Annotated in this window: 21 protein-coding genes; 10 read left to right on the top strand and 11 right to left on the bottom strand. The window is 65.8% G+C overall.

Annotated features, from left to right (window positions below; translation table 11 throughout):
* Position 1: 1 nt before the first annotated feature.
* Positions 2-610, top strand: a complete 609-nt coding sequence (locus ACFWB0_RS06515; protein ID WP_378489625.1) for a YqgE/AlgH family protein — start codon at positions 2-4, stop codon at positions 608-610.
* Positions 611-614: 4 nt separating this feature from the next.
* Here the strand turns inward: ACFWB0_RS06515 and ACFWB0_RS06510 are convergent, their stop codons facing one another.
* Together ACFWB0_RS06510 and ACFWB0_RS06505 are read right to left on the bottom strand one after the other, a co-directional pair.
* Positions 615-1,580, bottom strand: a complete 966-nt coding sequence (locus ACFWB0_RS06510; RefSeq protein WP_378489624.1) for a DUF1648 domain-containing protein — start codon at positions 1,578-1,580, stop codon at positions 615-617.
* Between the two features lie 48 nt (positions 1,581-1,628).
* Positions 1,629-2,033, bottom strand: coding sequence for an SdpI family protein (locus tag ACFWB0_RS06505; protein WP_378489623.1), 405 nt, complete (start codon positions 2,031-2,033; stop codon positions 1,629-1,631).
* 103 nt (positions 2,034-2,136) lie between these two features.
* Between ACFWB0_RS06505 and leuS the strand changes: the two genes are divergently transcribed.
* Positions 2,137-4,995, top strand: a complete 2,859-nt coding sequence (gene leuS, locus ACFWB0_RS06500; RefSeq protein WP_378489622.1) for a leucine--tRNA ligase — start codon at positions 2,137-2,139, stop codon at positions 4,993-4,995.
* A gap of 85 nt (positions 4,996-5,080) precedes the next feature.
* On the opposite strand, the gene ACFWB0_RS06495 is transcribed toward leuS, so the two are convergent.
* Positions 5,081-6,313 carry a DUF222 domain-containing protein gene (locus ACFWB0_RS06495; RefSeq protein ID WP_378489621.1) on the bottom strand — a complete coding sequence of 411 codons (1,233 nt, stop codon included), beginning with the start codon at positions 6,311-6,313 and terminating at the stop codon, positions 5,081-5,083.
* 161 nt (positions 6,314-6,474) lie between these two features.
* Between ACFWB0_RS06495 and ACFWB0_RS06490 the strand changes: the two genes are divergently transcribed.
* Complete coding sequence (locus ACFWB0_RS06490; RefSeq protein WP_378489620.1) at positions 6,475-7,197, top strand: hypothetical protein; 723 nt, start codon at positions 6,475-6,477, stop codon at positions 7,195-7,197.
* A gap of 157 nt (positions 7,198-7,354) precedes the next feature.
* Entirely contained in the window at positions 7,355-7,741 is a 387-nt protein-coding gene (locus ACFWB0_RS06485; protein WP_378489619.1) for a VOC family protein, read from the top strand.
* A 27-nt stretch (positions 7,742-7,768) separates the two neighbouring features.
* Here ACFWB0_RS06485 and ACFWB0_RS06480 read toward each other — a convergent pair whose 3' ends face one another.
* The 3 genes from ACFWB0_RS06480 to ACFWB0_RS06470 all read right to left on the bottom strand — a co-directional run bounded on the left by ACFWB0_RS06480 (position 7,769) and on the right by ACFWB0_RS06470 (position 10,284).
* The gene (locus tag ACFWB0_RS06480) at positions 7,769-8,662 is read right to left on the bottom strand and encodes an alpha/beta fold hydrolase (protein WP_378489724.1); all 894 of its coding nucleotides are present in this window, start codon (positions 8,660-8,662) and stop codon (positions 7,769-7,771) included.
* A gap of 5 nt (positions 8,663-8,667) precedes the next feature.
* Complete coding sequence (locus ACFWB0_RS06475; protein WP_378489618.1) at positions 8,668-9,384, bottom strand: TetR/AcrR family transcriptional regulator; 717 nt, start codon at positions 9,382-9,384, stop codon at positions 8,668-8,670.
* Between the two features lie 93 nt (positions 9,385-9,477).
* Complete coding sequence (locus ACFWB0_RS06470) at positions 9,478-10,284, bottom strand: alpha/beta hydrolase (protein ID WP_378489617.1); 807 nt, start codon at positions 10,282-10,284, stop codon at positions 9,478-9,480.
* Between the two features lie 123 nt (positions 10,285-10,407).
* Here ACFWB0_RS06470 and ACFWB0_RS06465 point away from each other — a divergent pair, with 123 nt between their 5' ends.
* The 3 genes from ACFWB0_RS06465 to ACFWB0_RS06455 are packed head-to-tail and all read left to right on the top strand — an operon-like array spanning position 10,408 to position 12,849.
* Complete coding sequence (locus ACFWB0_RS06465) at positions 10,408-10,791, top strand: nuclear transport factor 2 family protein (RefSeq protein WP_378489616.1); 384 nt, start codon at positions 10,408-10,410, stop codon at positions 10,789-10,791.
* Positions 10,791-11,768, top strand: a complete 978-nt coding sequence (locus tag ACFWB0_RS06460) for an alpha/beta fold hydrolase (protein ID WP_378489615.1) — start codon at positions 10,791-10,793, stop codon at positions 11,766-11,768. Before ACFWB0_RS06465 ends, ACFWB0_RS06460 begins: the two co-directional genes overlap by 1 nt.
* A gap of 37 nt (positions 11,769-11,805) precedes the next feature.
* Positions 11,806-12,849 (top strand): DUF6777 domain-containing protein, encoded by a 1,044-nt coding sequence (locus ACFWB0_RS06455; RefSeq protein ID WP_378489614.1) that lies wholly within the window; start codon positions 11,806-11,808, stop codon positions 12,847-12,849.
* Positions 12,850-12,857: 8 nt separating this feature from the next.
* On the opposite strand, the gene ACFWB0_RS06450 is transcribed toward ACFWB0_RS06455, so the two are convergent.
* Together ACFWB0_RS06450 and ACFWB0_RS06445 are read right to left on the bottom strand one after the other, a co-directional pair.
* The gene (locus ACFWB0_RS06450; RefSeq protein WP_378489613.1) at positions 12,858-13,544 is read right to left on the bottom strand and encodes an SDR family oxidoreductase; all 687 of its coding nucleotides are present in this window, start codon (positions 13,542-13,544) and stop codon (positions 12,858-12,860) included.
* Between the two features lie 54 nt (positions 13,545-13,598).
* Positions 13,599-14,249: a vancomycin high temperature exclusion protein gene (locus ACFWB0_RS06445; protein WP_378489612.1), complete on the bottom strand. Its 651-nt coding sequence runs from the start codon at positions 14,247-14,249 to the stop codon at positions 13,599-13,601.
* 51 nt (positions 14,250-14,300) lie between these two features.
* Here ACFWB0_RS06445 and ACFWB0_RS06440 point away from each other — a divergent pair, with 51 nt between their 5' ends.
* Both ACFWB0_RS06440 and ACFWB0_RS06435 read left to right on the top strand, forming a co-directional pair.
* Positions 14,301-15,311 (top strand): PHP domain-containing protein, encoded by a 1,011-nt coding sequence (locus ACFWB0_RS06440; protein WP_378489611.1) that lies wholly within the window; start codon positions 14,301-14,303, stop codon positions 15,309-15,311.
* Positions 15,312-15,319: 8 nt separating this feature from the next.
* Positions 15,320-16,771, top strand: a complete 1,452-nt coding sequence (locus ACFWB0_RS06435) for a flavin-containing monooxygenase (protein WP_378489610.1) — start codon at positions 15,320-15,322, stop codon at positions 16,769-16,771.
* Between the two features lies 1 nt (position 16,772).
* Here the strand turns inward: ACFWB0_RS06435 and ACFWB0_RS06430 are convergent, their stop codons facing one another.
* The 3 genes from ACFWB0_RS06430 to ACFWB0_RS06420 are packed head-to-tail and all read right to left on the bottom strand — an operon-like array spanning position 16,773 to position 20,097.
* The gene (locus ACFWB0_RS06430; protein ID WP_378489609.1) at positions 16,773-17,798 is read right to left on the bottom strand and encodes a pirin family protein; all 1,026 of its coding nucleotides are present in this window, start codon (positions 17,796-17,798) and stop codon (positions 16,773-16,775) included.
* Positions 17,799-17,812: 14 nt separating this feature from the next.
* Complete coding sequence (locus ACFWB0_RS06425) at positions 17,813-18,709, bottom strand: spermidine synthase (protein WP_378489608.1); 897 nt, start codon at positions 18,707-18,709, stop codon at positions 17,813-17,815.
* Between the two features lie 47 nt (positions 18,710-18,756).
* Complete coding sequence (locus ACFWB0_RS06420) at positions 18,757-20,097, bottom strand: MFS transporter (protein WP_378489607.1); 1,341 nt, start codon at positions 20,095-20,097, stop codon at positions 18,757-18,759.
* A gap of 162 nt (positions 20,098-20,259) precedes the next feature.
* Between ACFWB0_RS06420 and ACFWB0_RS06415 the strand changes: the two genes are divergently transcribed.
* Positions 20,260-21,429, top strand: coding sequence for an LLM class flavin-dependent oxidoreductase (locus tag ACFWB0_RS06415; RefSeq protein WP_378489606.1), 1,170 nt, complete (start codon positions 20,260-20,262; stop codon positions 21,427-21,429).
* Positions 21,430-21,432: the final 3 nt, after the last annotated feature.

Below are 21,432 nucleotides of genomic sequence, written 5' to 3'. Positions count from 1 at the left end.
GGTGGCGCAGCATCAGGACGACCCCGAGGATCGCACCGCACCGTCGACTCCCAAGGTCCGTGCGGGAAATCTGCTCATTGCCGGCACCGCCCTCACGGAACCCACGTTCCGCCGCACCGTGATCTACGTCATCGAACACAACGAGTCCGGTAGCTTCGGTGTCGTACTCAATCGCATCAGCGACACCGCCGTCGGCGCAATGCTCCCCCGCTGGGCTCCGCTGTCTGCGCGGCCGGGCGCTCTGTATGTGGGTGGCCCGGTGCACCGGAATTCGGCGCTGTGTCTCGGCGCTGCGCGCCCGGGCGCCAAGGTCGACAACGTGAAGGGTGTTCGCAGGATCGACGGCCGGATCGTGTTGATCGATCTCGACACCGACCCCGAGACCCTCGTCGAACATGTCGAAGGAGTGCGGATCTTCGCCGGTTATGCGGGGTGGCGTGCCGGTCAGCTCGACGGCGAACTGAGCAACGACGATTGGATGGTCGTCTCCGCCCGGCCCCGCGACATCCTGGCCCGGGCCGACATCGATCAGTGGGCGAGTGTGCTGCGCCGCCAGCCGCTCCCGATGGCGTTGCTGGCGACCCACCCGATCGAGATCGAGCGGAACTGAGAAGTCAGACGGTCTCGCGGCGGTCGGCCAACGTATTGATCGCGCCCGCCATCTCCTCTGCGCGATCGGTCGTGATCGTGAGTTCGTGACCGGATTCGGCGGTGATCACCAGTGCCGGCCCGGTGTTGGTGACCAGCCCGTACCGGTTCGGGCGCTTGATCCGCAGCCCCCAGCCGCCCCAGTCCTGGAACGGCCGCGTCTCGGTGACCTTCGCGCCGATGATCTCGTCGAGGTCGTAGTCGAGCGCGGAGGCGCCGAGGTTGCGCACCGACACACCGCGTTCGTCCACGCGCACTGTGAATCGGAGCAGGCTCAGGATCAGGAAGGCCGACGGGAGTGCGATGGCCATGGGCCACCAACTGCCCATCACGGCGCACACGATGAGCACGGGGACCAGTACGAGAAGTGCGAGCACGACGGTGGTGAACCGGCCGGTGCCGACCTCATCGACGATGGGCAGCTCGACCGGGCCGCGCGGCAGTGACGGATCGGGTGTCGTCGTCGACGAGGGGCGTTCCCGGTAGTCGCGGAGCAGGCTCGCACCGAGCCACCCCACCGCGACGCCGAGGCACATGCCCAGCCCGAGGGGCCACGCGGGGAACGGCACCGTCGCCGGGTCGGATATGTCCAGCTGTGCCGCCAGGGTCGCGACGTACAGCGTCGCCATCAGGAATGTCACCGCCAGCCCGGTCACCAGCATGTAGCGGCGCATCATCAGCTGTGCTTGGGCGAGCGCGGCGATCGAGCAGCATCCGCCACCGACCAGCGCGATGAGCAACGCCATCGTCCACGCCCCCGTCATCGGGCTCGCGAACGAGTCGGGGGCCGAGCCCGACCAATGGGATGCGACTTCAGCAGGGAGTCGAGGCTCCCACGTGACGGTGAGCACCAGGACGACGAGTGCGCACAACAACGGGATTCCGAGCCCGAACAGGGCCCCGGCGGGATCGACGACGCGACGACGGGTCATCGACACAGAATAGGGATCACTACTGCGCGAGTGTGCGCGGGCGAGAGATCAGGCGGTCGGTTCGCACATTCCGCGCAGGCTGCACGCACCACACGACGTGCCGCAACCATCCGATTCGGCCGGCTTCGTCGCTTCGGCGACCCGAGCCGCGATGGAACCACCGGCGCCCGCGGTGATCAGCGCTGCAACGACGGTGACGACGACGGCGATCACACCGGCGACCGTGGGTAGCGTCAACGTGGCAACACCACCGAAGACGCAGAGCGCGGCCGCACCGAGCATGCTGGGTGCAGCGACCTTGTTGGTCATGGTGAAGGTGGTGTCGTCACGCAGTGACTCCGGCGTACGTACACCCGCCCACCGGTTGCGCGGCAACTTGCCGGTCAGCGCCGCGACACCGACCGCGCCGACGGCGAGGGCGATAAGGAAAAGCAGAAGGGCGACGATCAGCACCCGACCAGGATACCGCCGCGTGTAGCCGGCCCACCCCTCGGGTGCGGGCACGTTCTACCCTGGTGGGAGCCCACAAACGCCGGCCGAGTAGATAGCGATCACCGTGACCCGTCCCGTTCAGCCCTCCCCACCGTCGTCCGACCCAACCCCGCAGCACCGCTACACCGCGGAACTCGCGGGGCAGATCGAGCAGCGCTGGCAGGAGCTGTGGCGCGAGCGCGGCACGTTCCATGCACCCAACCCCGTGGGTCAACTCGCCGGTGAAGTGCCCGCCGACAAGCTGTTCGTGCAGGACATGTTCCCGTACCCGTCGGGCTCCGGCCTGCACGTCGGGCACCCCCTGGGCTACATCGCGACCGACGTCTACGCCCGCTTCCACCGGATGCAGGGCCACAACGTGCTGCATACGCTCGGCTACGACGCATTCGGCCTGCCCGCCGAGCAGTACGCGGTGCAGACGGGCACCCATCCCCGCACCACCACCGAAGCCAACATCGTGAACATGAAGCGGCAGCTCGGGCGTCTGGGGCTCGGCCACGACGACCGTCGCTCCGTCGCGACCACCGATGTCGACTTCTACCACTGGACGCAGTGGATCTTCCTCACGATCTACAACGCGTGGTACGACACCGCCGCAGGCAAGGCCCGCCGCATCGGAGAGCTCGAGGCCGAGTTCGCAGACGGCACGCGTGCCCTCGACGACGGCCGCGACTGGGCGTCGCTGTCGGCAAGTGAGCGCGCCGCAGTCCTCGACTCGTACCGCCTCGTCTACCAGTCGAATTCGCTTGTCAACTGGTGTCCCGGGCTGGGCACCGTGTTGGCGAACGAAGAGGTCACGGCCGACGGTCGCTCGGAACGCGGCAACTTCCCGGTGTTCCGGAAGAACCTGCGGCAGTGGATGATGCGTATCACCGCGTACTCCGATCGCCTCATCGACGACCTCGAGCACCTGGACTGGCCCGACAAGGTCAAGTCCATGCAGCGCAACTGGATCGGCCGCTCGAACGGCGCCCAGGTGGCCTTCGCGGTCGACGGCGCGGACGCCGCGGTCGAGGTCTTCACCACCCGCCCCGACACCCTGTTCGGCGCCACCTACGTCACCCTTGCGCCCGAGCACGTGTTGGTCGACGAGATCGTCGGAGCGGCGTGGCCTTCCGATGTCGACGAGCGTTGGACCGGTGGTGCCGCGACCCCCGCCGACGCCGTTGCTGCGTACCGGGCCGCGATCGCCGCGAAAACCGATCTGGAGCGGCAGGAGTCGAAGGAGAAGACCGGCGTGTTCCTCGGCGCGTACGCCGTGAACCCGGTCGATGGCGAGAAGCTTCCGATCTTCATCGCCGACTACGTGCTCACCGGCTACGGCACCGGCGCGATCATGGCTGTTCCCGGCCACGACCAGCGCGACTGGGAGTTCGCGACCGCGTTCGGGCTGCCCATCCGCGAGGTGATCTCCGGTGGCGACATCACCACCGAGGCGTACACCGGCGACGGTGAGCTCGTGAACTCGGGCCTCCTCGACGGATTGAGCGTCGACGACGCGAAGAAGACCATCACCGCGAAGCTCGAGGAGGACGGAACCGGCTCCGGTACCGTCCAGTACAAGTTGCGCGACTGGCTCTTCGCTCGCCAGCGGTACTGGGGCGAGCCGTTCCCGATCGTCTACGACGAGCAGGGTGGCGCACATCCACTGCCTGATTCGATGCTCCCCGTGGAACTTCCGGAGGTCGAGGACTACGCACCGGTGTCGTTCGACCCGGACGATGCGGATTCCGAGCCGTCGCCCCCGCTCGCGAAGGCGACCGACTGGGTGAACATCGAACTCGACCTCGGCGACGGACTGCAGCGCTACACCCGCGACACGAACGTGATGCCGCAGTGGGCGGGCAGTTCGTGGTACCAGCTGCGCTACATCGACCCGACGAACTCGGAAGAGTTCTGCGCCGAGGAGAACGAGGCCTACTGGACGGGTCCGCGACCCGATCTGCACGGTCCGAACGATCCGGGCGGCGTCGACCTGTACGTGGGCGGTGTCGAGCACGCGGTGCTGCACCTGCTCTACTCGCGGTTCTGGCACAAGGTGCTCTTCGACCTCGGCTACGTCAGCTCGTCCGAGCCGTACCGTCGCCTGTTCAACCAGGGGTACATCCAGGCCTACGCGTACACCGATGCGCGTGGCGTGTACGTCCCGGCCGACGAGGTCGTCGAGCGCGACGGCAAGTTCTTCTGGACGGGTCCGGACGGCGAGCAGGAAGTCGCCCGCGAATACGGGAAGATGGGTAAGTCGCTCAAGAATTCCGTTGCGCCCGACGAGATCTGCAACGACTACGGTGCCGACACCCTGCGCGTGTACGAGATGTCGATGGGTCCGCTCGATCAGTCGCGTCCGTGGGCGACCAAGGACGTCGTGGGTGCGTCGCGGTTCCTGCAGCGCGCGTGGCGTCTGGTGGTCGACGAGGAGAGCGGCGCTGTCCGGGTCACCGAGGACGAGCCGGGCGAGGACACCCTGCGGGCGCTGAACAAGGCCGTCGCGGGCGTGACCGACGACTACGCTCACCTGCGTGACAACACCGCGATCGCGAAGCTGATCGAATACACGAACCATCTGACGAAGCAGTACCCGTCGGGTGCGCCGCGTGATGCGGTCGGGCCGCTGGTGCTGATGCTGGCTCCGGTCGCGCCGCACCTCGCGGAGGAGCTGTGGTCGCGGCTCGGGAATTCCGAACCGCTTGCGCACGGGCCGTTCCCGACCGCCGACGAGAAGTGGCTGGTCGAGGATTCTGTCGAATACCCGATCCAGGTCAACGGCAAGGTCCGCAGCCGCATCACCGTCCCGGCCGATGCGACGCCCGATGCGATCGAGGCGGCGGCGCTGGCCGACGAGAAGATCGTGGATCTGCTCGGTGGTGCCGCGCCGCGCAAGGTGATCGTGGTGCCCGGCAAGATGGTCAACATCGTCAAGTAGGACGTCGAGGACAGCGCGCAGCCACCGTTACCAGGGCACACGGGTGCCCTGGTAACGGTGGCTGTATTTGTGTTCTGTTGTGGTACTAGGCGACCAGATCCGGCCGGTTCCCCGGAATCGGTGTCCGGAACAGATCCATACTCGCGGGTGGAATGAATTGCGGCCGACGGTGTTCGGTCATCTCGACTTCCCAGTCGGTGTGGTGCATCAACCGGTGGTGATGGCCGCAGAGCAGCACCAGGTTGTCGAGGTCGGTGTCGCCGCCGTCGACCCAATGGGTCAGGTGATGGGCATCGGCCCAGGCCGGCGGTGTCGAACAGTGCGGGAAGGCGCATCCGCCGTCCCGTACGGCCAGGGCTCGACGTTGCGCGGCGGACGCAGTGCGGCGGGTCTGCCCGTGCGCGAGCGGCACCCCGTGTTCGTCGAGCAGGATCCGGGTGACCTGACAGTCACACGCGAGCATCCGAGCGGCATCGATCGAGAGCGGCCCGGCCCACGGCTCGGTCGCATACCCGTGCTCGGGTGAATGGGCGAACAGTTCCTTCACCGCGGCGTTGCTCGTGAGGTCTTTGATGGAGGCGGTGACCGTCACGTGCGGCTTCACGCCGCCTTCGACGGGGACGATGCCGGCGGCTTCGACGAACTGCAGGAGTTGATCGAACGCATCGGCATTGCGTTTCGAGGGAGGCCGGTCGTCTTTGACACCACCCACCTCGGGTCGTGGTGCCGACAGCGGTGAAAGTAGATGACGCAGACGCGCGCCGGTGATGGCGTCGAACTCGCCTTTGATCACGACCCGCCCGTGCAGGGTGGTGGAGACGAACAGTTCATTGCGCGAGGAGTCTTCACCAGGTGGTGGTCCATCGCCGGTGCCGAAGAGGTGTTCGAGTCGGCGGATCAGGGCGCGGACGGTCGCTTTCGTGGCGACCCGCTCGAAGGCGTGCTCGATCAGGATGCTGCGGGCTTTCTCGAAGTCGCAGGGGTTCATGGTGCGGGGATAGTGCTGGCAGAAGTAGGCGATCTGACGGGCCTTCTCCGCATCCAATAAACCGGATGAATAGGCTTCGCGCACTTCCGGTTCCAACCGCAACAACCGAGCCAGCGACACGATGCGGTGGCATTCGCCGATCTCGAGATTCGTTGCTGCGCACAACCAATGCGCGGGGCTGCGGTAACCGTGTTCTTTGACGGTGTCGCGTTCGAACATCGCGATGACCAGATCCACCCGGTGTACCTCTGTGCGGTGGATCTGCGCGCAGACGGCGAGCGTCTGAGTCATCAGTTCACGGTTGTCGAGTTTCCAGAGTTCCCCACCCATGACCGAATTGTATAGAACATAAGTGCGAACAACAAGTGTTACTCGAATGAATATTCGAGTAGGCGGTGCGGTGCGTCCGTCGGGTACGTACGCTTCTGGATAGCTCCGCTAACGGATCCGTGGTGCGCCCCGGATCCCCGAGAGAAAGTGATTTTCGCGCTGTGAAGAAGTCTCTCGTCGCCGGCCTTGTGTGCCTCACCGTGTGCGCGCTGAGCGCCTGCGGCACCGATTCCGACAGTGCCGAGACCGACGCGACGCCTATGCCGGCGGCTTCGGTCATTCCGTCGGAGGTGGTTCTTTCCGATGTCGATGCCCCGGCGGGCTACATTCACGCCGATGTGGCCGACACGCTCGACTCGGATATCGGCGAGGTGAGCAGCGACGAGGTGATCGCCATGTTCACCGAGATCAGTGGCAGCACCGTCACCGATCCCGAGGAGTGTGGCGCACTCGTGCCCACTGCGGTGGACACCGTGCTGAGACTCAGCCAGGATCGGGCCGGTACGGCCGTCTCCGAGTACACCTCCGACGGCACCGATGGAACCGACAGTGCCATCACCGTCGTGGCCACCACCAGCGACACCGGACCACGGGTGCCCGCGAACCTCGACGGGTGCGCGAGTTTCACCCGGACGAGTTCGTCCGGCGGCACCGAAGCGTCTGCCACCTACCGGGTCTCCCCACTGGACCTCGACGTGGAGGGAGCCGACGGTCTGATCGCTGCCCGCGCGGAAGCAGACCAGGGTGGGGCGGCAGAGTCCACCACTGTCGTCGCCGGAACGGTCGACGGCGTGTACTTCCAGATCAACGCCACCGGACCGGTCGACGAGCAGTTCGTCAGCGACCTGGCGGAAAAGCAGATCGGCAAGATCGAAGGAGTCTGAATAGCGCTGAACTAGCAGTGGTGTTGAACGAGCAGTGTTGTTGAACGAGCAGGGGTCTCGACAACTCCACACGAGTCTGGTAGTTCTGGAAACAGCGTCGCGTGTCGATGACGGACTGCGTCAGGCATGGAGGCGTCGAACCCCAAAGGGATTCCTCTTGACCATCTCGCTCAACCACACCATCGTCGCTGCCGAGGACAAACAGCATTCGGCGTATTTCCTGACAACTCTGTTCGGTCTCCCCGATCCGGTCGCGGCCGGGCATTTCCTGGCAGTTCAGCTCGCCAACGGCGTCACCCTCGATTTCGCCGAGCCGCCGCCGCACGTCGAAGTCTCACCTCAGCACTATGCGTTCCTGGTGTCGGAGGACGACTTCGACAAGATCTACGCGCGCATCCTCGAACAGAAGCTCGAGCACTGGGCCGACCCTCGGCAGTCTGCGCACGGGATCAACAGAAACGACGGCGGGCGCGGAACCTACTTCCTCGACCCGTCCGGACACTTCCTCGAAATCATCACGCGGCCATACGGTTCGGGCGGATAGCCGACCGCGCGATATAGGTGGCCCGGACTATCCGACAGTGGCGGGGTGGGAACGGGCGGCGAGGTCGCGGATGAAGCGGACGATGTCGGCGGGCTTCTCTTCGGCCATGAAGTGGCCGGCCTGGATGGTCTCATACGTCAGGTCGGGCGCCCATGCCCGCCAGAGCGCGGCGGCGTCGAACCTCAGCTGGGAGCCCCAGTCCTGGGAAATTACTCCGACGGGCATGGTGAGTTGCTTGCCTGCGTCGCGGTCCTCGCGGTCCATGTCGAGGTCGATGCTCGCTGTGGCGCGGTAGTCGGCGACGATGGAGTCCACAGATTTCACCGAGCTGTCGATGTAGTGCCGGCGGGCTTCGGGCGGGAAGGTCGAACCGTCGGTGTCCCAGACATCCAGGAATGAGCCGAAGAACTCGGGTCCGACGGCGCGGATCATCTTCTCGGGGAGGCCTGTGGGCTGTGCCATGAGGTAGAGGTGCCAGGCGACCTTGGCGTCGACGCCGTGGAGGACGTCCCAGGTGTCCGAAGTGGGCAGCACGTCGAGGATCCCGAGAAACTGCACCGCCTCCGGATGGTCGAGTCCGGCGCGAACACCGACGAGAGCGCCTCGGTCATGGCCGACCAGGCCGAAACGGTCGTGACCGAGCGCTACGGCTATGCGCACGATGTCCCGGGCCATCGTCCTCTTCGAGTAGGTCTCCTGGCCCTGTTCTGCCGGTTTGGCGCTCTCGCCGTACCCTCGCAGGTCAGGGATGATGACCGTGTGTTGTTCAGCGAGGTCGTGTGCGACGTGACGCCACATGTAGTGGGTCTGCGGGAATCCATGGAGGAGAACGATCGCAGGTCCGGTACCGGCCACGGCGACGTTGAGGTCGACTTCGTCGTCTCCGGGTAGCGTCCGGTAGCGGAATCCATTGATGGTCAAGTGGTTCACAGGGTGTCCTTCGCAACGGTGTCGGTCGGTTGGGCAACCGGATGGCCTGAGAAGATGCCCGCGGGAAGGGAATGTTCCGCGGAAGGTGTGGCGCATAATGCAGGGATCAGAACGGTGTCGACGAGGGCTTCGAGGTAGCGGTCGTCGATCTCCAATCCGTTGAGTCGCCGAAGCAGGATCACGGCGCCGGCGACCTCTTCGAACGGGAACGGGTCGGTGCCCTCGTGCGGCAACTCCCCACGACCGACCGCCGCCTGAACGACGGTCTTCGGTAGCCGGGCTCCGGTCGGCCCCACGGATCGTTCGATCTCCTCGCAGAGTTCCGGATCCTCGAGGCCGGCTTGGAGCAGCAGCATCGCGGTCTGGCCGTCTGCCGAGCGCATGGACTGCACGAGGCGACGACACAGGGCGAGCAGGTCACCGCGCAAACTTCCGGTGTTGATTTCATCCGGCTCGTCGCGGCGTGAAGGACCTGCCTTCAGAGCGGAAACCACCATGTCTCTCTTGGACTTCCAGCGTCTGTAGAGAGTGGCCTTGGATGCGCCCGCCCGGCGGGCCACCTCTTCGAAAGTGACTCCGTCGTAGCCGACTTCGGAGAGGAGTGAGAGCACGACAGCGAGGATCTCCGTCTCTCGTCGATCATCACGCGGACGGCCCACGCGATGAGTGCGCGGCCGGCGCCCGTCGAACTCGTCCTCATTAAGATACGGCACGTTTCGTATCGTAACAGTACGTGTGGTGATCGCCGCAACTGAAACGACCGGAATCACCTCTTCGGTCGTCGATCAGGTGTCCGGCGAATACCGCTACCGAAGCTGCTCGTGCACGAAGTCGAGGACGTCGCCGAGCACCTCGTCGCGGTTCGTCTCGTTGAAAATCTCGTGTCGCGCACCGGGATACTGCTTCGATGACGAACCGCGACCGGCGAACGTGGCCCAACCGGTTGCGGTGCCGTCGATCGGGACGAGCTGATCGTCGCTGCCGTGCAGCCAGAGCACGGGGACAGTGTCGCCGGTTCCCGCCGCGGTGATGGTGTCGAGGCAGTTCTTCAGTGCCTCGACGGTGCGGCGCTCGAACGGTCCGTGCCACACGAGCGGATCGTCGACGTAGGCGCGGCCCACGTCCGGGTCGCGCGACAGCGTCGACGGATCGATAGGGGCATCGGGGATCTCGTCGGCGGCGAGAAGTGCGTCGACAGCGGCCCAGGCGCCGAGGACCGGGCCCGACAGTACGACCGCAGTGAGTTCGTGACCGTGGAGCTGGGTGTATCGCGCGGCGATCATGCCACCCATCGAATGACCGATGACGACGACGGGGAGGCCGGGGTGTTCGCGGCATGCGGTGAGGTGAAGGAGCCGGAAGTCGTGGACGACGTCCTCGAAGTTCTCCACGAGCACTCGTTCGCCGTCGCTGAGTCCGTGTCCGATGTGGTCGACCGCGTACACGACGGCACCGTCGGAGGTCAGGCGTGTCGCGACGTAACCGTATCGACCCGAGTGTTCGCCGTAGCCGTGGCACAGCAGCGCGATGTAGCGCGGCGACTCCGGTTCCCAGCTTCGTGCGGCGAGCATTGTCGTGTGGCCGGCGAGGGTGAAAGCGGTGTCGACGCTCATCGGCGGCATCCTGTCGGTGGGGATCAATGGTGCGCACAGGATCGCACGTCCGCCTCTGGTCGATGCCGGGATCGTGCACTACGCTGCAAAATAGAACTTGTTCTAAATTATGAAGGGGGCACCATGGCACCGACTCGTGACGCGATCCGCGACACCGTCGAGAACTACGTCCGCGCGGTTGCGAAGGGCACCACCGACGACGTCCTCGCGCTCTACGCGCCGGGCGCGACCGTCGAAGATCCGGTCGGCACCCCCGCGCGCACCACCGAAGCCGAGATCCGCGAGTTCTACAGCGTGATCGAACCGCTCGACCAGGTCGGTGAGGTGCTCACTCTCAAGATCGCCGACAATAATGCCGCCTTCCTGTTCCGCCTTGTCACACACCTCGGCGAGCAGAATCTGGTGATGGAGGTCGTCGACGTCATGACGTTCGACGACGACGCGAAGATTACCGGTATGAGGGCGTACTGGAGCCAGGACGACATGCAGACGGTGCCCGCGACCTGATGCCGGTGCGCTCGGTCGAAGTCGATGGTTTCACGTGGAACATTCACGACGAGGGAGCAGGACCCTCGGTTGTGCTGTGCCACGGGTTCCCCGGCCTCGGCTACAGCTACCGCCACCAGATCGAAACTCTCGCCGCAGCGGGCTACCGCGCGGTGGCTCCCGACATGCCCGGGTACGGAGGCACCGACAGGCCGGCAGCCATCGAGGAGTACACCAACATCGCGGTCGCGGATCGCTTGGTTCGACTCCTCGACGCACTCGGGATCGACGAGGCTGTGTTCGTCGGACACGACTTCGGTGCGCCCGCTGCATGGACCACGGCCCTGCGGCACACCGATCGAGTGGCCGGCCTCGTTCTCCTCGCGGTGCCGTATGCGCCGGATCGACTGCCTGCGCGACCCACCGAGTTGTATGCCGCGATGGCCCGCAAGCATTTCCTGCACCTGCACTATTTCCAGCAGCCCGGTGTCGCTGAGGCCGAGCTCGATCCGCGCGCAGCCGAGTTTCTTGCGCGTGTGTTCTTCGCACTTTCGGGCGAATACCGATACCTCGATATCTGGGAGCATCCGTCCGAGGAGCACGGCTACCTCGACGTGCTGCCGGAAGCGCCGGAATTCCCATGGGGCTGGCTCGATGCAACGGAACTCGAGCACTATGCGAGCGAGTTCTCCCGCACCGGCTTCGGCGGCGGCCTATCGTGGTACCGCGCGTACGACGCGAATTGGGAGGCCGCCGCCCAGTACGAGGGCGTGAGCATCACAGTGCCGACGTTGTTTGTCGCGGGCGCATCCGACCCGGTGATCACCATGTCCGGGCCACACGCATTCGAGCGGATGCGACAGACCGTTCCGGATCTGAGAGGAATCCATTTGCTCGACGGGGCCGGACATTTCGTGCAAATGGAACGTCGACACGAAGTCGACGACCTGTTGCTCGACTTCGTAGCAGAGTTGCATCCCCGCAAACGATCCGAATAACCGGCGCGGTGGGGCCCGTCGTCCTAGGCTGGCGCACGTGGCCACCGACACCGCAGGACGCGGATTCGGAATGGTGCTCGTTCTCACCGCACTCGTGGCAGGTGCGTGTTCGTCCGGCGGGTCCGGTGCTCCGGATCCCGTGCGACTCGACATCGCCACCGCGCAGAGCGACCACCCCTGGACCGGACTGCTCCTGCCGGCCCAGGTTCCCGTCGCGGTCCCACCACCACCTGACGATGCACTCGCCGATTCCGGAGACCCGGTTTCGCCGGACGGGGCACCCGCCGTCGCAGGCGACCGTGTCGCGCTCTACGGGGGAAGCCTCGACCGGGAACTGTGCGATCGAAACGAACTGGTCACCACGCTCACGAGCGACGCGGACAAGGCGGACGCATGGAAGGCCGAGGTCGGCGCCGACGACATCCTCGAGTACACGAGCGCTCTGACTCCGGTGCTGCTCCGCGCGGATACCCGCGTCACCCGCTACGACTACATCGACGGCACGGCCCTTCCCGTTCAGGCGGTCCTCGAGACAGGGACCGTGGTGCTGGTCGACGACCACGGGGTGCCGCGGGTGCGATGTGCCCGCGGCAATCCACTGTCGCCGCCCGTGCTGGCGAAGGACACCGACATCGAAGGCGCCGAGTGGACGGGATTCGATCCGGAACGACTGTTCGTCGTGCAATCGTCCGCCGATGCGGTCAAGGAGTTGAAGGTCGTCGACATCACGACCGGTGACCTGCTCGCGGTGCCGATCGGTGCCGGTCCGCTCGCCCCGGTTGCACCGCCGCCGCCGTCACCGGAAGTGGCCGCGGCACCCGAAACGATCGAGCAGAATCCGGCCCCCGCACCGCGCCCTCGAGTCCAAGCGCCTCCGCCCGCACCGGAGCCTCCGCCTCCTCCGCCCCCGGCACCCGCGCCGCCGCCGCCACCTCCGCCGCCACCCGAGCCGATGCCGCAGATACCGCCGCCGCCTCCGCCTCCACCCGCGCCCGCACCCGCACCTGCACCTCCGCCGCCCCCGCAGATTCGGATCAACGTGCCGGGTGCGCCCCCGGTGGTGATTCCCCTACCGTTCTGAATGCGTGATCAGGACCCGGACGGCGACCACGGCCGCAGAATGATCTCGGCAGGATGCGCGTCGGCGGGTGTCTCGATGGCGTTCCGGACGGCGCGCGCCACCGTCGAGGCCTTCAGGAAGCGGGAGGAGTCGTAGTCGTTGCCCTCGGTCGCGACGATGGCACGCTGCATGTCGGTGTCGATGCGACCGGGATGAACCGACGTGACCCGCAACGACGGTTCTTCGAGGCGCAGGACGTCGCCGAATGCACGCAGTGCGAACTTGCTCGCGGCATACGCGCCCCATCCAGGATTCGCTCGGATACCGGCTCCCGAATTGATCAGCACCACATGACCGTTCGCTGCCCGCAGTGCCGGGAGCAGCAGCTGCGTCAGCGCGACGACGGTGAGAAGATTCGCGTCCATCATGTGTCGCCACTGCTCGACGTCGCTGTCGGCGACGGTGCCGAGTTCGGCCGCACCCGCATTGTGGACGAGGACGTCGAGTCGCTCGATTCCCGCCGTCGCAGCGGCCAGCGCGTCGTGATCGAGCAGGTCCACGGGCCACGGGGTGATGCCCGGCAGTTCATCGATGATCGCGGCGAGCGAGTCGGGTCGGCGGGCGCCGAGGAGAAGGTCGTGGCTGGGGGCGAGTTCGCGGGCGATCGCGGCCCCGAGGCCGCGGCTCGCTCCGGTGATGAGAGCTGAAGGTCGCATCCGATCACACTAGAACCGAATCGACCGGTGGTCAGTACCGAATCGACCGAGCGGTCAGCGGACGGCGAGGATCTCGGCGAGTGTGTCGTCGGGAGGTGTCGACACCGCGGGGTCGCGGGGAAAGCGAAGCTCGAGGAACGCCTTCGGACGTGACAACACCCATTCGCGGAGATGACTGCGAATCTGCGACATGGGTCGCGCTTTACCACTCGCCACGACACCCGTCGCGTCGATCCCCGCGCGCAGACACAACGCGACCGCCCGGGGCAGATGGAACCGCTGCGTCGCGATGTTCGCCTCCCGCACCCCGAACGTGCGCACGGCCCGCTGGGCGGTGTCGAAGGTGTCGAGACCGTACGGGTCCGCGACGATGAGGTCGCGATCCACGCCCTGGTCGACGAGGTAGGCGATCATTGCGGTGATCTCGTTGCCGGAGCGACCCGCGGCGTCGCCGGACACGAGGACCGCGCGGGCGCGACCGTCCCGGACGAGCGACACCGCGACGTCGAGGCGCCCGCGCAGGAATGCACCGGGCCTGCCGTCTCGCACCCGCGCGCCGGGCACGATCACCACGGGAGCCGGTGGTGCGTCGGCGAGACTGTACATCCGGCCCTGCGCAGACGACGCGACCTGCGAGGACACCCACACGAACGCCGACCCGGTCGCGATGCATCCGGTGAGCAGCACTATTCGACGTCTCGACATGGTGCCCACATTACGGAGCGCAACCTGTGGCGACGCGTCCACAATGGTGAGATGGACCCGGTGGCCGCGCTCCGCGAGATCGCGTTCTGGCTCGAGCGTCAGCACGCGTCGACCTATCGTGTGCAGGCGTACCGGAATGCCGCCGATGTGGTCGCGGGCCTGTCCGACATCGCTCGGGCGAAGCACCGTCGCGCCGACGACTGGACCGAACTCACCGGGATCGGCCCGAAGACCGCCACGGTGATCCGGCAAGCGTTCGACGGTGTCCCCGACTACCTGCAGAGTGTGCGCGAGGAAGCCGAGCCGATCGGTCGCGGCGGTCGCGAACTTCTCGAGGCGTTGAAGGGAGATCTGCACACCCATTCCGACTGGTCGGACGGCGGCAGCCCCATCGACGAGATGCAACGGAACGCCACGACGATGATCGGCCACGAGTACATGGCCTTGACCGACCACTCCCCTCGCCTGACGGTGGCCAACGGGCTGAGCGCCGAACGCCTCCACACGCAGTTGTCCGTCGTGGCGGAGCTCAACGAGAGCGCGCAGGGCACCAGAATTCTCACGGGCATCGAGGTCGACATCCTCGACGACGGGTCGCTGGACCAGGACGAAGGGCTCCTCGCCGACCTCGACATCGTCGTTGCTAGCGTGCACTCCAAGCTGCGCGACGACCGGGCGACGATGACGAAGCGGATGTTGCGGGCCGTCGAGAATCCGAATGTGGATGTCCTCGGGCACTGCACCGGCAGGCTCGTCACCGGCGGTCGCGGGCAACGCCCCGAGTCGACGTTCGACGCGGATGCCGTGTTCACGGCGTGCCGCGATTACGACACCGCGGTGGAGATCAATTCGCGTCCCGAACGGCGCGATCCGCCGTCGCGACTGATCGATCTCGCGCTGGATATCGGGTGCCTGTTCTCGATCGACACCGACGCGCATGCCCCGGGTCAGCTCGACTGGCTCGGGTTCGGGTGCGAGCGCGCGGCCGAGCGGGGCGTCGAACCCGACCGGGTGATCAATGCGTGGCCGGTGGATGATCTGTTGACCTGGACGAGTCGGTAGGAGTGGGCGTGGACTGTGCTGATTCGGTAGAACATGTCGATGTGCTGGTTGTCGGCGCCGGATTGTCCGGCATCGGTGCCGGATACCGGCTGCAGACGCAGTGTCCCGACCGCACCTACGCAATCCTCGAGGCGCGCGACAACATCGGTGGAACATGGGACCTGTTCCGCTACCCGGGAATTCGGTCGGACAGTGACATGTACACCCTCGGATATCCGTTCCGGCCGTGGCGCGGCGAGAAATCCATCTCCGACGGCGCAAGCATCCTGCAGTACGTGCGCGATACGGCCGCGGAGTACGGCATCGATTCCAGGATCCGATTCGGGCATCGGGTCGTGTCGGCGTCGTGGTCGAGCATCGACGCGACATGGACCGTCCAGGTGATCGCGCACGGTGTGGAGACCGAACTGAGCTGCTCGTTCCTGTACTTGTGCAGCGGGTATTACAGCTACGAATCTGCGTATCTGCCCGATATCGCCGGGCTCGGAGACTTCTCCGGCCAGGTCGTGCATCCCCAGTTCTGGCCCGACGACCTCGACTACGAGGACAAGAAGGTGGTGGTGATCGGGAGCGGTGCCACCGCGATGACCCTCGTGCCCTCGCTCGCGGAGAAGGCAGAGCACGTGACGATGCTGCAGCGCTCGCCGTCGTATGTGATGTCGTTGCCGTCCCGCGATCCGATCGCGAAACGAATTCGAAAATACCTGCCCGACAAGATTTCCCACCGAGTCATCCGCGTGAAGAACACGGTGACGAATCTCGGTTTCTACCAGCTGTGTCAGCGTCTTCCAGGGATTGCGAAACCTGTACTGCGCCGACTGACGAAGTATCACCTGCGTGACGGGTCGACGGTGGATCCGCATTTCGCCCCGAGCTACCGGCCCTGGGATCAGCGCATGTGCCTGGTACCCGACGCCGATCTGTTCAAGGCACTCAACTCGGGCGCCGCAGATATCGTGACCGACCACATCGACACCGTCACCGAGAAGGGCGTGCAGCTGAAGTCGGGCGATCACCTCGATGCCGATATCATCGTGACCGCAACCGGGTTGCGCCTCGTTCCAGCAGGCGACGTCGAATTCATGATCGACGGCGAGACCGTGGATCTCGCCCGCCACTACACCTATCGAGGAATGATGCTCAGTGGCGTACCCAATCTCGCGCTGTGTCTCGGCTACACGAATGCGTCGTGGACGTTGCGCGCCGACCTGGCGTCGCTGTACGTGTGCCGCCTGTTGAATCACATGCGTCGGGGCGGGTATCGCATCGCCCGGCCGATATCGCATCACGATGCCTCACCGCAGCCGCTGCTCGGTTTGACGTCCGGGTACGTCGCGCGTTCGGAAAGTATTCTCCCGAAACAGGGTTCACGAAGTCCGTGGTTGATGCGGCAGAACTATCTGCTCGATCTACCCACCATGCGATTCGGCCGGATCGACGAGGCCATGGAATTCGACTGAGTCACCGCTTCTCGACGGTGCCGTCGGGATACTGTGCGAAGCGCCCCGCATCGGCGGCGTGAACGGGGTCGTTGCTCTCCCACGGCCAGCTCCCGAAACCGGTGCGGCGGTAGTCCTCGAACGCCTGTTGGATACCGGCCTCGTCATTGAGTACGAACGGGCCGTACGAGGCAACGGGTTCGCCGATCGGACGCCCCTGCAGCAGCAGGATCTGGGTGGTGTCGTCGCCACCGCCGAGTGTGACGGGCGCAGAGGCATCGACGACGGCGCCGTGCCCCGAGCTCACCTGCTGATCGCCGATCTGCACCGGAGAACCGTTGTACACGTAGAGAACACGCTGTGTTCCTGCGCCGGCTGCGGGAGGTAGCCTCCACTGCGCGCCTGCCGACAGGTCGATGTTCCAGATCGCCACGTCGGTGTCCGAGCGCGACGCCCACGAATGCGGCGGCGGCGCGGGCGCTGACGCGTCGTCCAGTTTTCCGGCGAGCACCCGCACAGTGACGACCCGATCGGCGTCGTCGGTGAACGTCACCGTCGGTGTGTCCTCGTTCCACAGCATCGAGAAGTGCGGGTCGGCGGTCTTCGACTCGGCAGGCAGGTTCAGCCAGATCTGGAACAGTTCGACCGGGTTGTCGGCGTCCTGGTTCAGTAGCGGAAACATCTCGCTGTGCACGACTCCGTTCCCGGCGGTGAGCCACTGCGTGTCGCCTTCCCCGAATCGGGCGGAGGCACCGACGGAGTCGGAGTGGTCGATGAACCCCGATCGCACGAACGTCACCGTTTCGAACCCGCGGTGTGGATGACCGGGGAATCCGGGGACCGTGGTGCCGTGGTACATGTTCCACCCCGCAGGATTGCCGAAGTCCTGGCCGAGCGGACGTCCGTCGAGCGACGCATCCGGCCCGAGATCGGCATTGCCGGCGGGATACGCGTCGACGTGGTGTGCGACGAACAGGAACGGATCGATCGTCTGCCAGGGTGAACCCAGCGTGAATACCTGCAGGACGGGCGAATGTGTCGAGGTCATGCAGCCTTCAACAATCAGAGGGGTTCGCGTGTTCCCCGCTGTGATGCCGGCATGCTCCGCTGGGGCGCTTCGCTGTCGTCGAGAACCTTCGAACCCGCCGCGAACTTGTACGTCTCCGCCGTGTTCCTGATCTGAGCGGGTACGGCACCGCCGAGCAGGTCACGGGCCAGGGCGTCGGACTCTCCGAGTGGCCGGTCGCTGCCCGCGATGATGAGATTTCCGTAGCGCCTGCCCTTGAGCATGGCCGGATCCGCGATCATCGCGGTGTGTTCGAACACCGAGCCGATGGTCGCGGCCTCACGTCGGGCAGTGGTCAGGTCGCGGGTGTCGCCGCAGTTCACGACGTACAGACCACCGGGGGCCAGGACCCGTCGCACATGCCGGGTGAACTCGAGCGTCGTCAACGCGACCGGTGTCTTGTCGATCGCGAACACGTCGCGGATGATGACGTCCCGCGTCGCGTCGGTGAGTGTGGTGAGGACCGCTCGACCCTCCCCCACCCGGATCCGCAGCATCGGTGCGCGCGGCAGGTCGAACCACTCGCGCACCAGCTCGGCGAGGCGACCGTCGATCTCGACGACGACCTGCCTGGCGTCGGGATAGGTCGCAGCGAGGTACCGCGCCATGGTGCACGCACCGCCGCCGAGGTGCAGGGCGCGCAGCCGGGTGTCGCGGGAGAACTGGCTGTGCACGAGCATCGTGATCCAGCGCATGTATTCGAACTCGAGCAGCGTCGGGTCGTCCGGATCGATGTGGGAACTGGGCACACCGTTGACCTCGAGGATCCATCCCGAGTCGCGATACGGATCTTTGACCAGCTCACATGTGCCTGTGTCCGTGTCGTACAACCCCGCGACCGGTTCATGGCTCGACCCAGTCGGCTTCTCCCGGCCAGTCCTGCGTCTGCCCATGGGAACGAGCCTAGTACCGACGCGGCGCCGCTCAGGCGCGCGCCCTGTCAGAGGTAGAGGTCGTCCTTCTTGATGAGGGAGGTGGCGATCACACTGATGACCGCTGTCGCGACGAGGTAACCGCATGCGAGCCACGGACTTCCCCCGCCGACGGCGATGAGTGCCGTCAGGATCATCGGGGTGATGCCGGAGGCATAGATGCCGGAGAACTGGTAGACCACCGACAGTCCGGTGTAGCGGACCTCGGTCGGGTACAGGCTGGCGTACAGCGTGCCCTGCGCGCCGTAGAAGAGCGCATGGATGATGCCGAACACCACCACCATCGCCACGGCGAACCAGATCAACCTGTTTGTTCCGAAGAGAGCGAATGCGGGGAACACGGCGATACCGTACGCGGCGATACCCACGGTGTAGATCGTCTTCGGGTCGTACCGGTCGGCAAGCACCCCGGAGGCGGGGAGCAGTGCGGCCATGACGAGGGCAGACACCGTTACGACCAGCAGCACGGGTACGTTCTCGAATGCGAGCTCGCTCGTCGCGTACGTGATCGCGAACACGCCCCACGTGTTGAATGCCGCGCCCTCGCCCCACCTCGACAACAGGCCGAGCACCGTGCTGCGCGCTGCCCGTCCACGGAAAATGTCCTTCAACGGAGCCGACGACCTCGTCTCGAGATCGTGCACCACCTGGAACGCGGGTGTTTCGTCCACTTTGAGACGGACGACGAAGCCGACCACCACGAGAACCAGACTCAGCAGGAACGCGATCCGCCATCCGTATGCCAGGAACTGCGCGTCGTCGAAAATCACCTGCAGGGCGGCGAAGACGCCGGTGCCCAGTGCGAGCCCCAACGCGAGCCCGACCTGGGGGATGCTTCCGAACAGCCCCCGCTTCTTCTCCGGACTGTGCTCGACGGCGAGCAGCACAGCACCGGCCCACTCACCACCGAGCGCGAAACCCTGCAGGATGCGAAGCAGAAGCAGAAGGACGGGCGCGACGACGCCGATCTGCGCGTGCGTGGGGAGCACACCCATCAGGGCTGTGGCGATGCCCATGATGAACATCGTGAGGGCGAGCGTTTTCTTGCGACCGATGCGGTCTCCGATATGTCCGAAGACGACACCGCCGATCGGACGGACCAGGAACCCGACCGCGAATGTGGCGAACGCCAGCATGGTGCCGACGAACGAACTCTGATCGGGGAAGAACAGCTGGTTGAAGACCAGCGATGCGGCGGTTGCGTAGAGGAAGAAGTCGTACCACTCGACCGTGGTCCCCAGAAGGCTTGCCGCGACGACGGTTCGCAGACGCTTGCGGCGTTCGAGATCGGTCTCGGGCTGTGCCGAGTGCCCGAGGGGCGCGGGGCTGGGATGCGGCAGGGTGGTCATGACTCGATCCGAAGTTGGGTGACTGGTGGCAACCCGGAGAAGCTAGCGTCCACCACCGCGGTGGACACGGTTTCGAATCATGCAGATCCGAACCCTTGCGACGACGGTCCGACGCAGGTGAGCTGGAAGCTCGTTCCACGACGTCGATACGAGGTTTTGCGCGTGTCTCTGCAACTGCACTGGTTCCTGCCCACCTACGGGGATTCCCGCGACCTCATGGTCGGAGGCCACGGCAGTTCGATGGCGGGCGACCGGCCCGCGACGCTGCGGTATCTCAACCAGATCGGTGCTGCCGCGGAGTCCAGTGGCTTCGAATCGGTGCTCACGCCCACCGGTGCGTGGTGCGAAGACGCGTGGCTGACCACGGCGATGATGATCGACACCACCGAGACGCTGAAGTTTCTCGTCGCGCTACGTCCCGGACTGCTCAGCCCCACACTGGCCGCACAGATGGCAGCGACGTTCCAATGGCAGTCGAAGGGCAGACTGCTGCTCAACGTCGTGACCGGGGGTGAGGACCACGAGCAGCGGACCTACGGTGATGTCCTCGACAAGAACCAGCGCTACGCCCGCTGCGGCGAATACCTCGATGTTCTCCGCCGGCTGTGGGCCGGCGACGGACCCGTCGACTTCGCCGGCGAATACGTGCAGGTCGAGAATGCGCAGCTCCAGCGACTCCCCGACCCCGTTCCCCCGCTCTTCTTCGGCGGCTCGTCCCCGGCTGCGGGGACCGTCGCCTCGCAGTTCGCCGATACCTACCTCACGTGGGGTGAACCGCCGAGCGCGGTCGCCGCGAAGATCGCCTGGATCCGCGACCTCGCCGAGGTCCAGGGACGCACCCTCGACTACGGCATCCGTCTCCATGTGATCAGCCGCGACACGTCGGAAGAGGCGTGGGCCGAGGCCGACCGTCTGCTCTCCGCCCTCGACCCGGCGACCGTCGAGAATGCGCAGCGTGCCCTGGCACGTTCGGGTTCGGAGGGGCAGCGTCGGATGCTCGAGCTCCACGGCGGTGGCAGCGCGTACTCACAGGGCCGTGATGCGCGCACCCTCGAGGTGTCACCGAACCTGTGGTCGGGTGTGGGTCTCGTTCGCGGCGGCGCGGGTACCGCGCTGGTCGGATCGCACGAAGAGGTCGCAGACCGCATCGCCGAATACGCCGCGCTCGGGCTCGATCACTTCGTGTTGTCCGGATACCCGCACCTCGAGGAAGCCTATCGATTCGGCGAGGGCGTGCGTCCGATTCTCGAACGTCGGGGGCTGGTCACGCCGCGCAACCGTTCCGCCGCGGATCTGTCGGGCTCGACGGCGTTCCTCTCCGCCGCTCGGTAGCCG

The sequence above is a fragment of the Rhodococcus sp. NPDC060086 genome (assembly GCF_042730275.1).
Classification (GTDB): domain Bacteria; phylum Actinomycetota; class Actinomycetes; order Mycobacteriales; family Mycobacteriaceae; genus Rhodococcus.
This window is presented reverse-complemented; position numbering and strand designations above follow the sequence as displayed.

Bases quoted from the DNA above. Each gene is read 5' to 3' on its own strand.
- ACFWB0_RS06510 (WP_378489624.1), bottom strand. From the start codon at position 1,580: ATGACCCGTCGTCGCGTCGTCGATCCCGCCGGGGCCCTGTTCGGGCTC.
- ACFWB0_RS06425 (WP_378489608.1), bottom strand. From the start codon at position 18,709: ATGGGCAGACGCAGGACTGGCCGGGAGAAGCCGACTGGGTCGAGCCAT.
- ACFWB0_RS06430 (WP_378489609.1), bottom strand. From the start codon at position 17,798: ATGACCTCGACACATTCGCCCGTCCTGCAGGTATTCACGCTGGGTTCA.
- ACFWB0_RS06470 (WP_378489617.1), bottom strand. From the start codon at position 10,284: ATGAGCGTCGACACCGCTTTCACCCTCGCCGGCCACACGACAATGCTC.
- ACFWB0_RS06495 (WP_378489621.1), bottom strand. From the start codon at position 6,313: ATGGGTGGGGAACTCTGGAAACTCGACAACCGTGAACTGATGACTCAG.
- ACFWB0_RS06420 (WP_378489607.1), bottom strand. From the start codon at position 20,097: ATGACCACCCTGCCGCATCCCAGCCCCGCGCCCCTCGGGCACTCGGCA.
- ACFWB0_RS06440 (WP_378489611.1), top strand. From the start codon at position 14,301: ATGGACCCGGTGGCCGCGCTCCGCGAGATCGCGTTCTGGCTCGAGCGT.
- ACFWB0_RS06460 (WP_378489615.1), top strand. From the start codon at position 10,791: ATGCCGGTGCGCTCGGTCGAAGTCGATGGTTTCACGTGGAACATTCAC.
- ACFWB0_RS06450 (WP_378489613.1), bottom strand. From the start codon at position 13,544: ATGCGACCTTCAGCTCTCATCACCGGAGCGAGCCGCGGCCTCGGGGCC.
- ACFWB0_RS06445 (WP_378489612.1), bottom strand. From the start codon at position 14,249: ATGTCGAGACGTCGAATAGTGCTGCTCACCGGATGCATCGCGACCGGG.
- ACFWB0_RS06465 (WP_378489616.1), top strand. From the start codon at position 10,408: ATGGCACCGACTCGTGACGCGATCCGCGACACCGTCGAGAACTACGTC.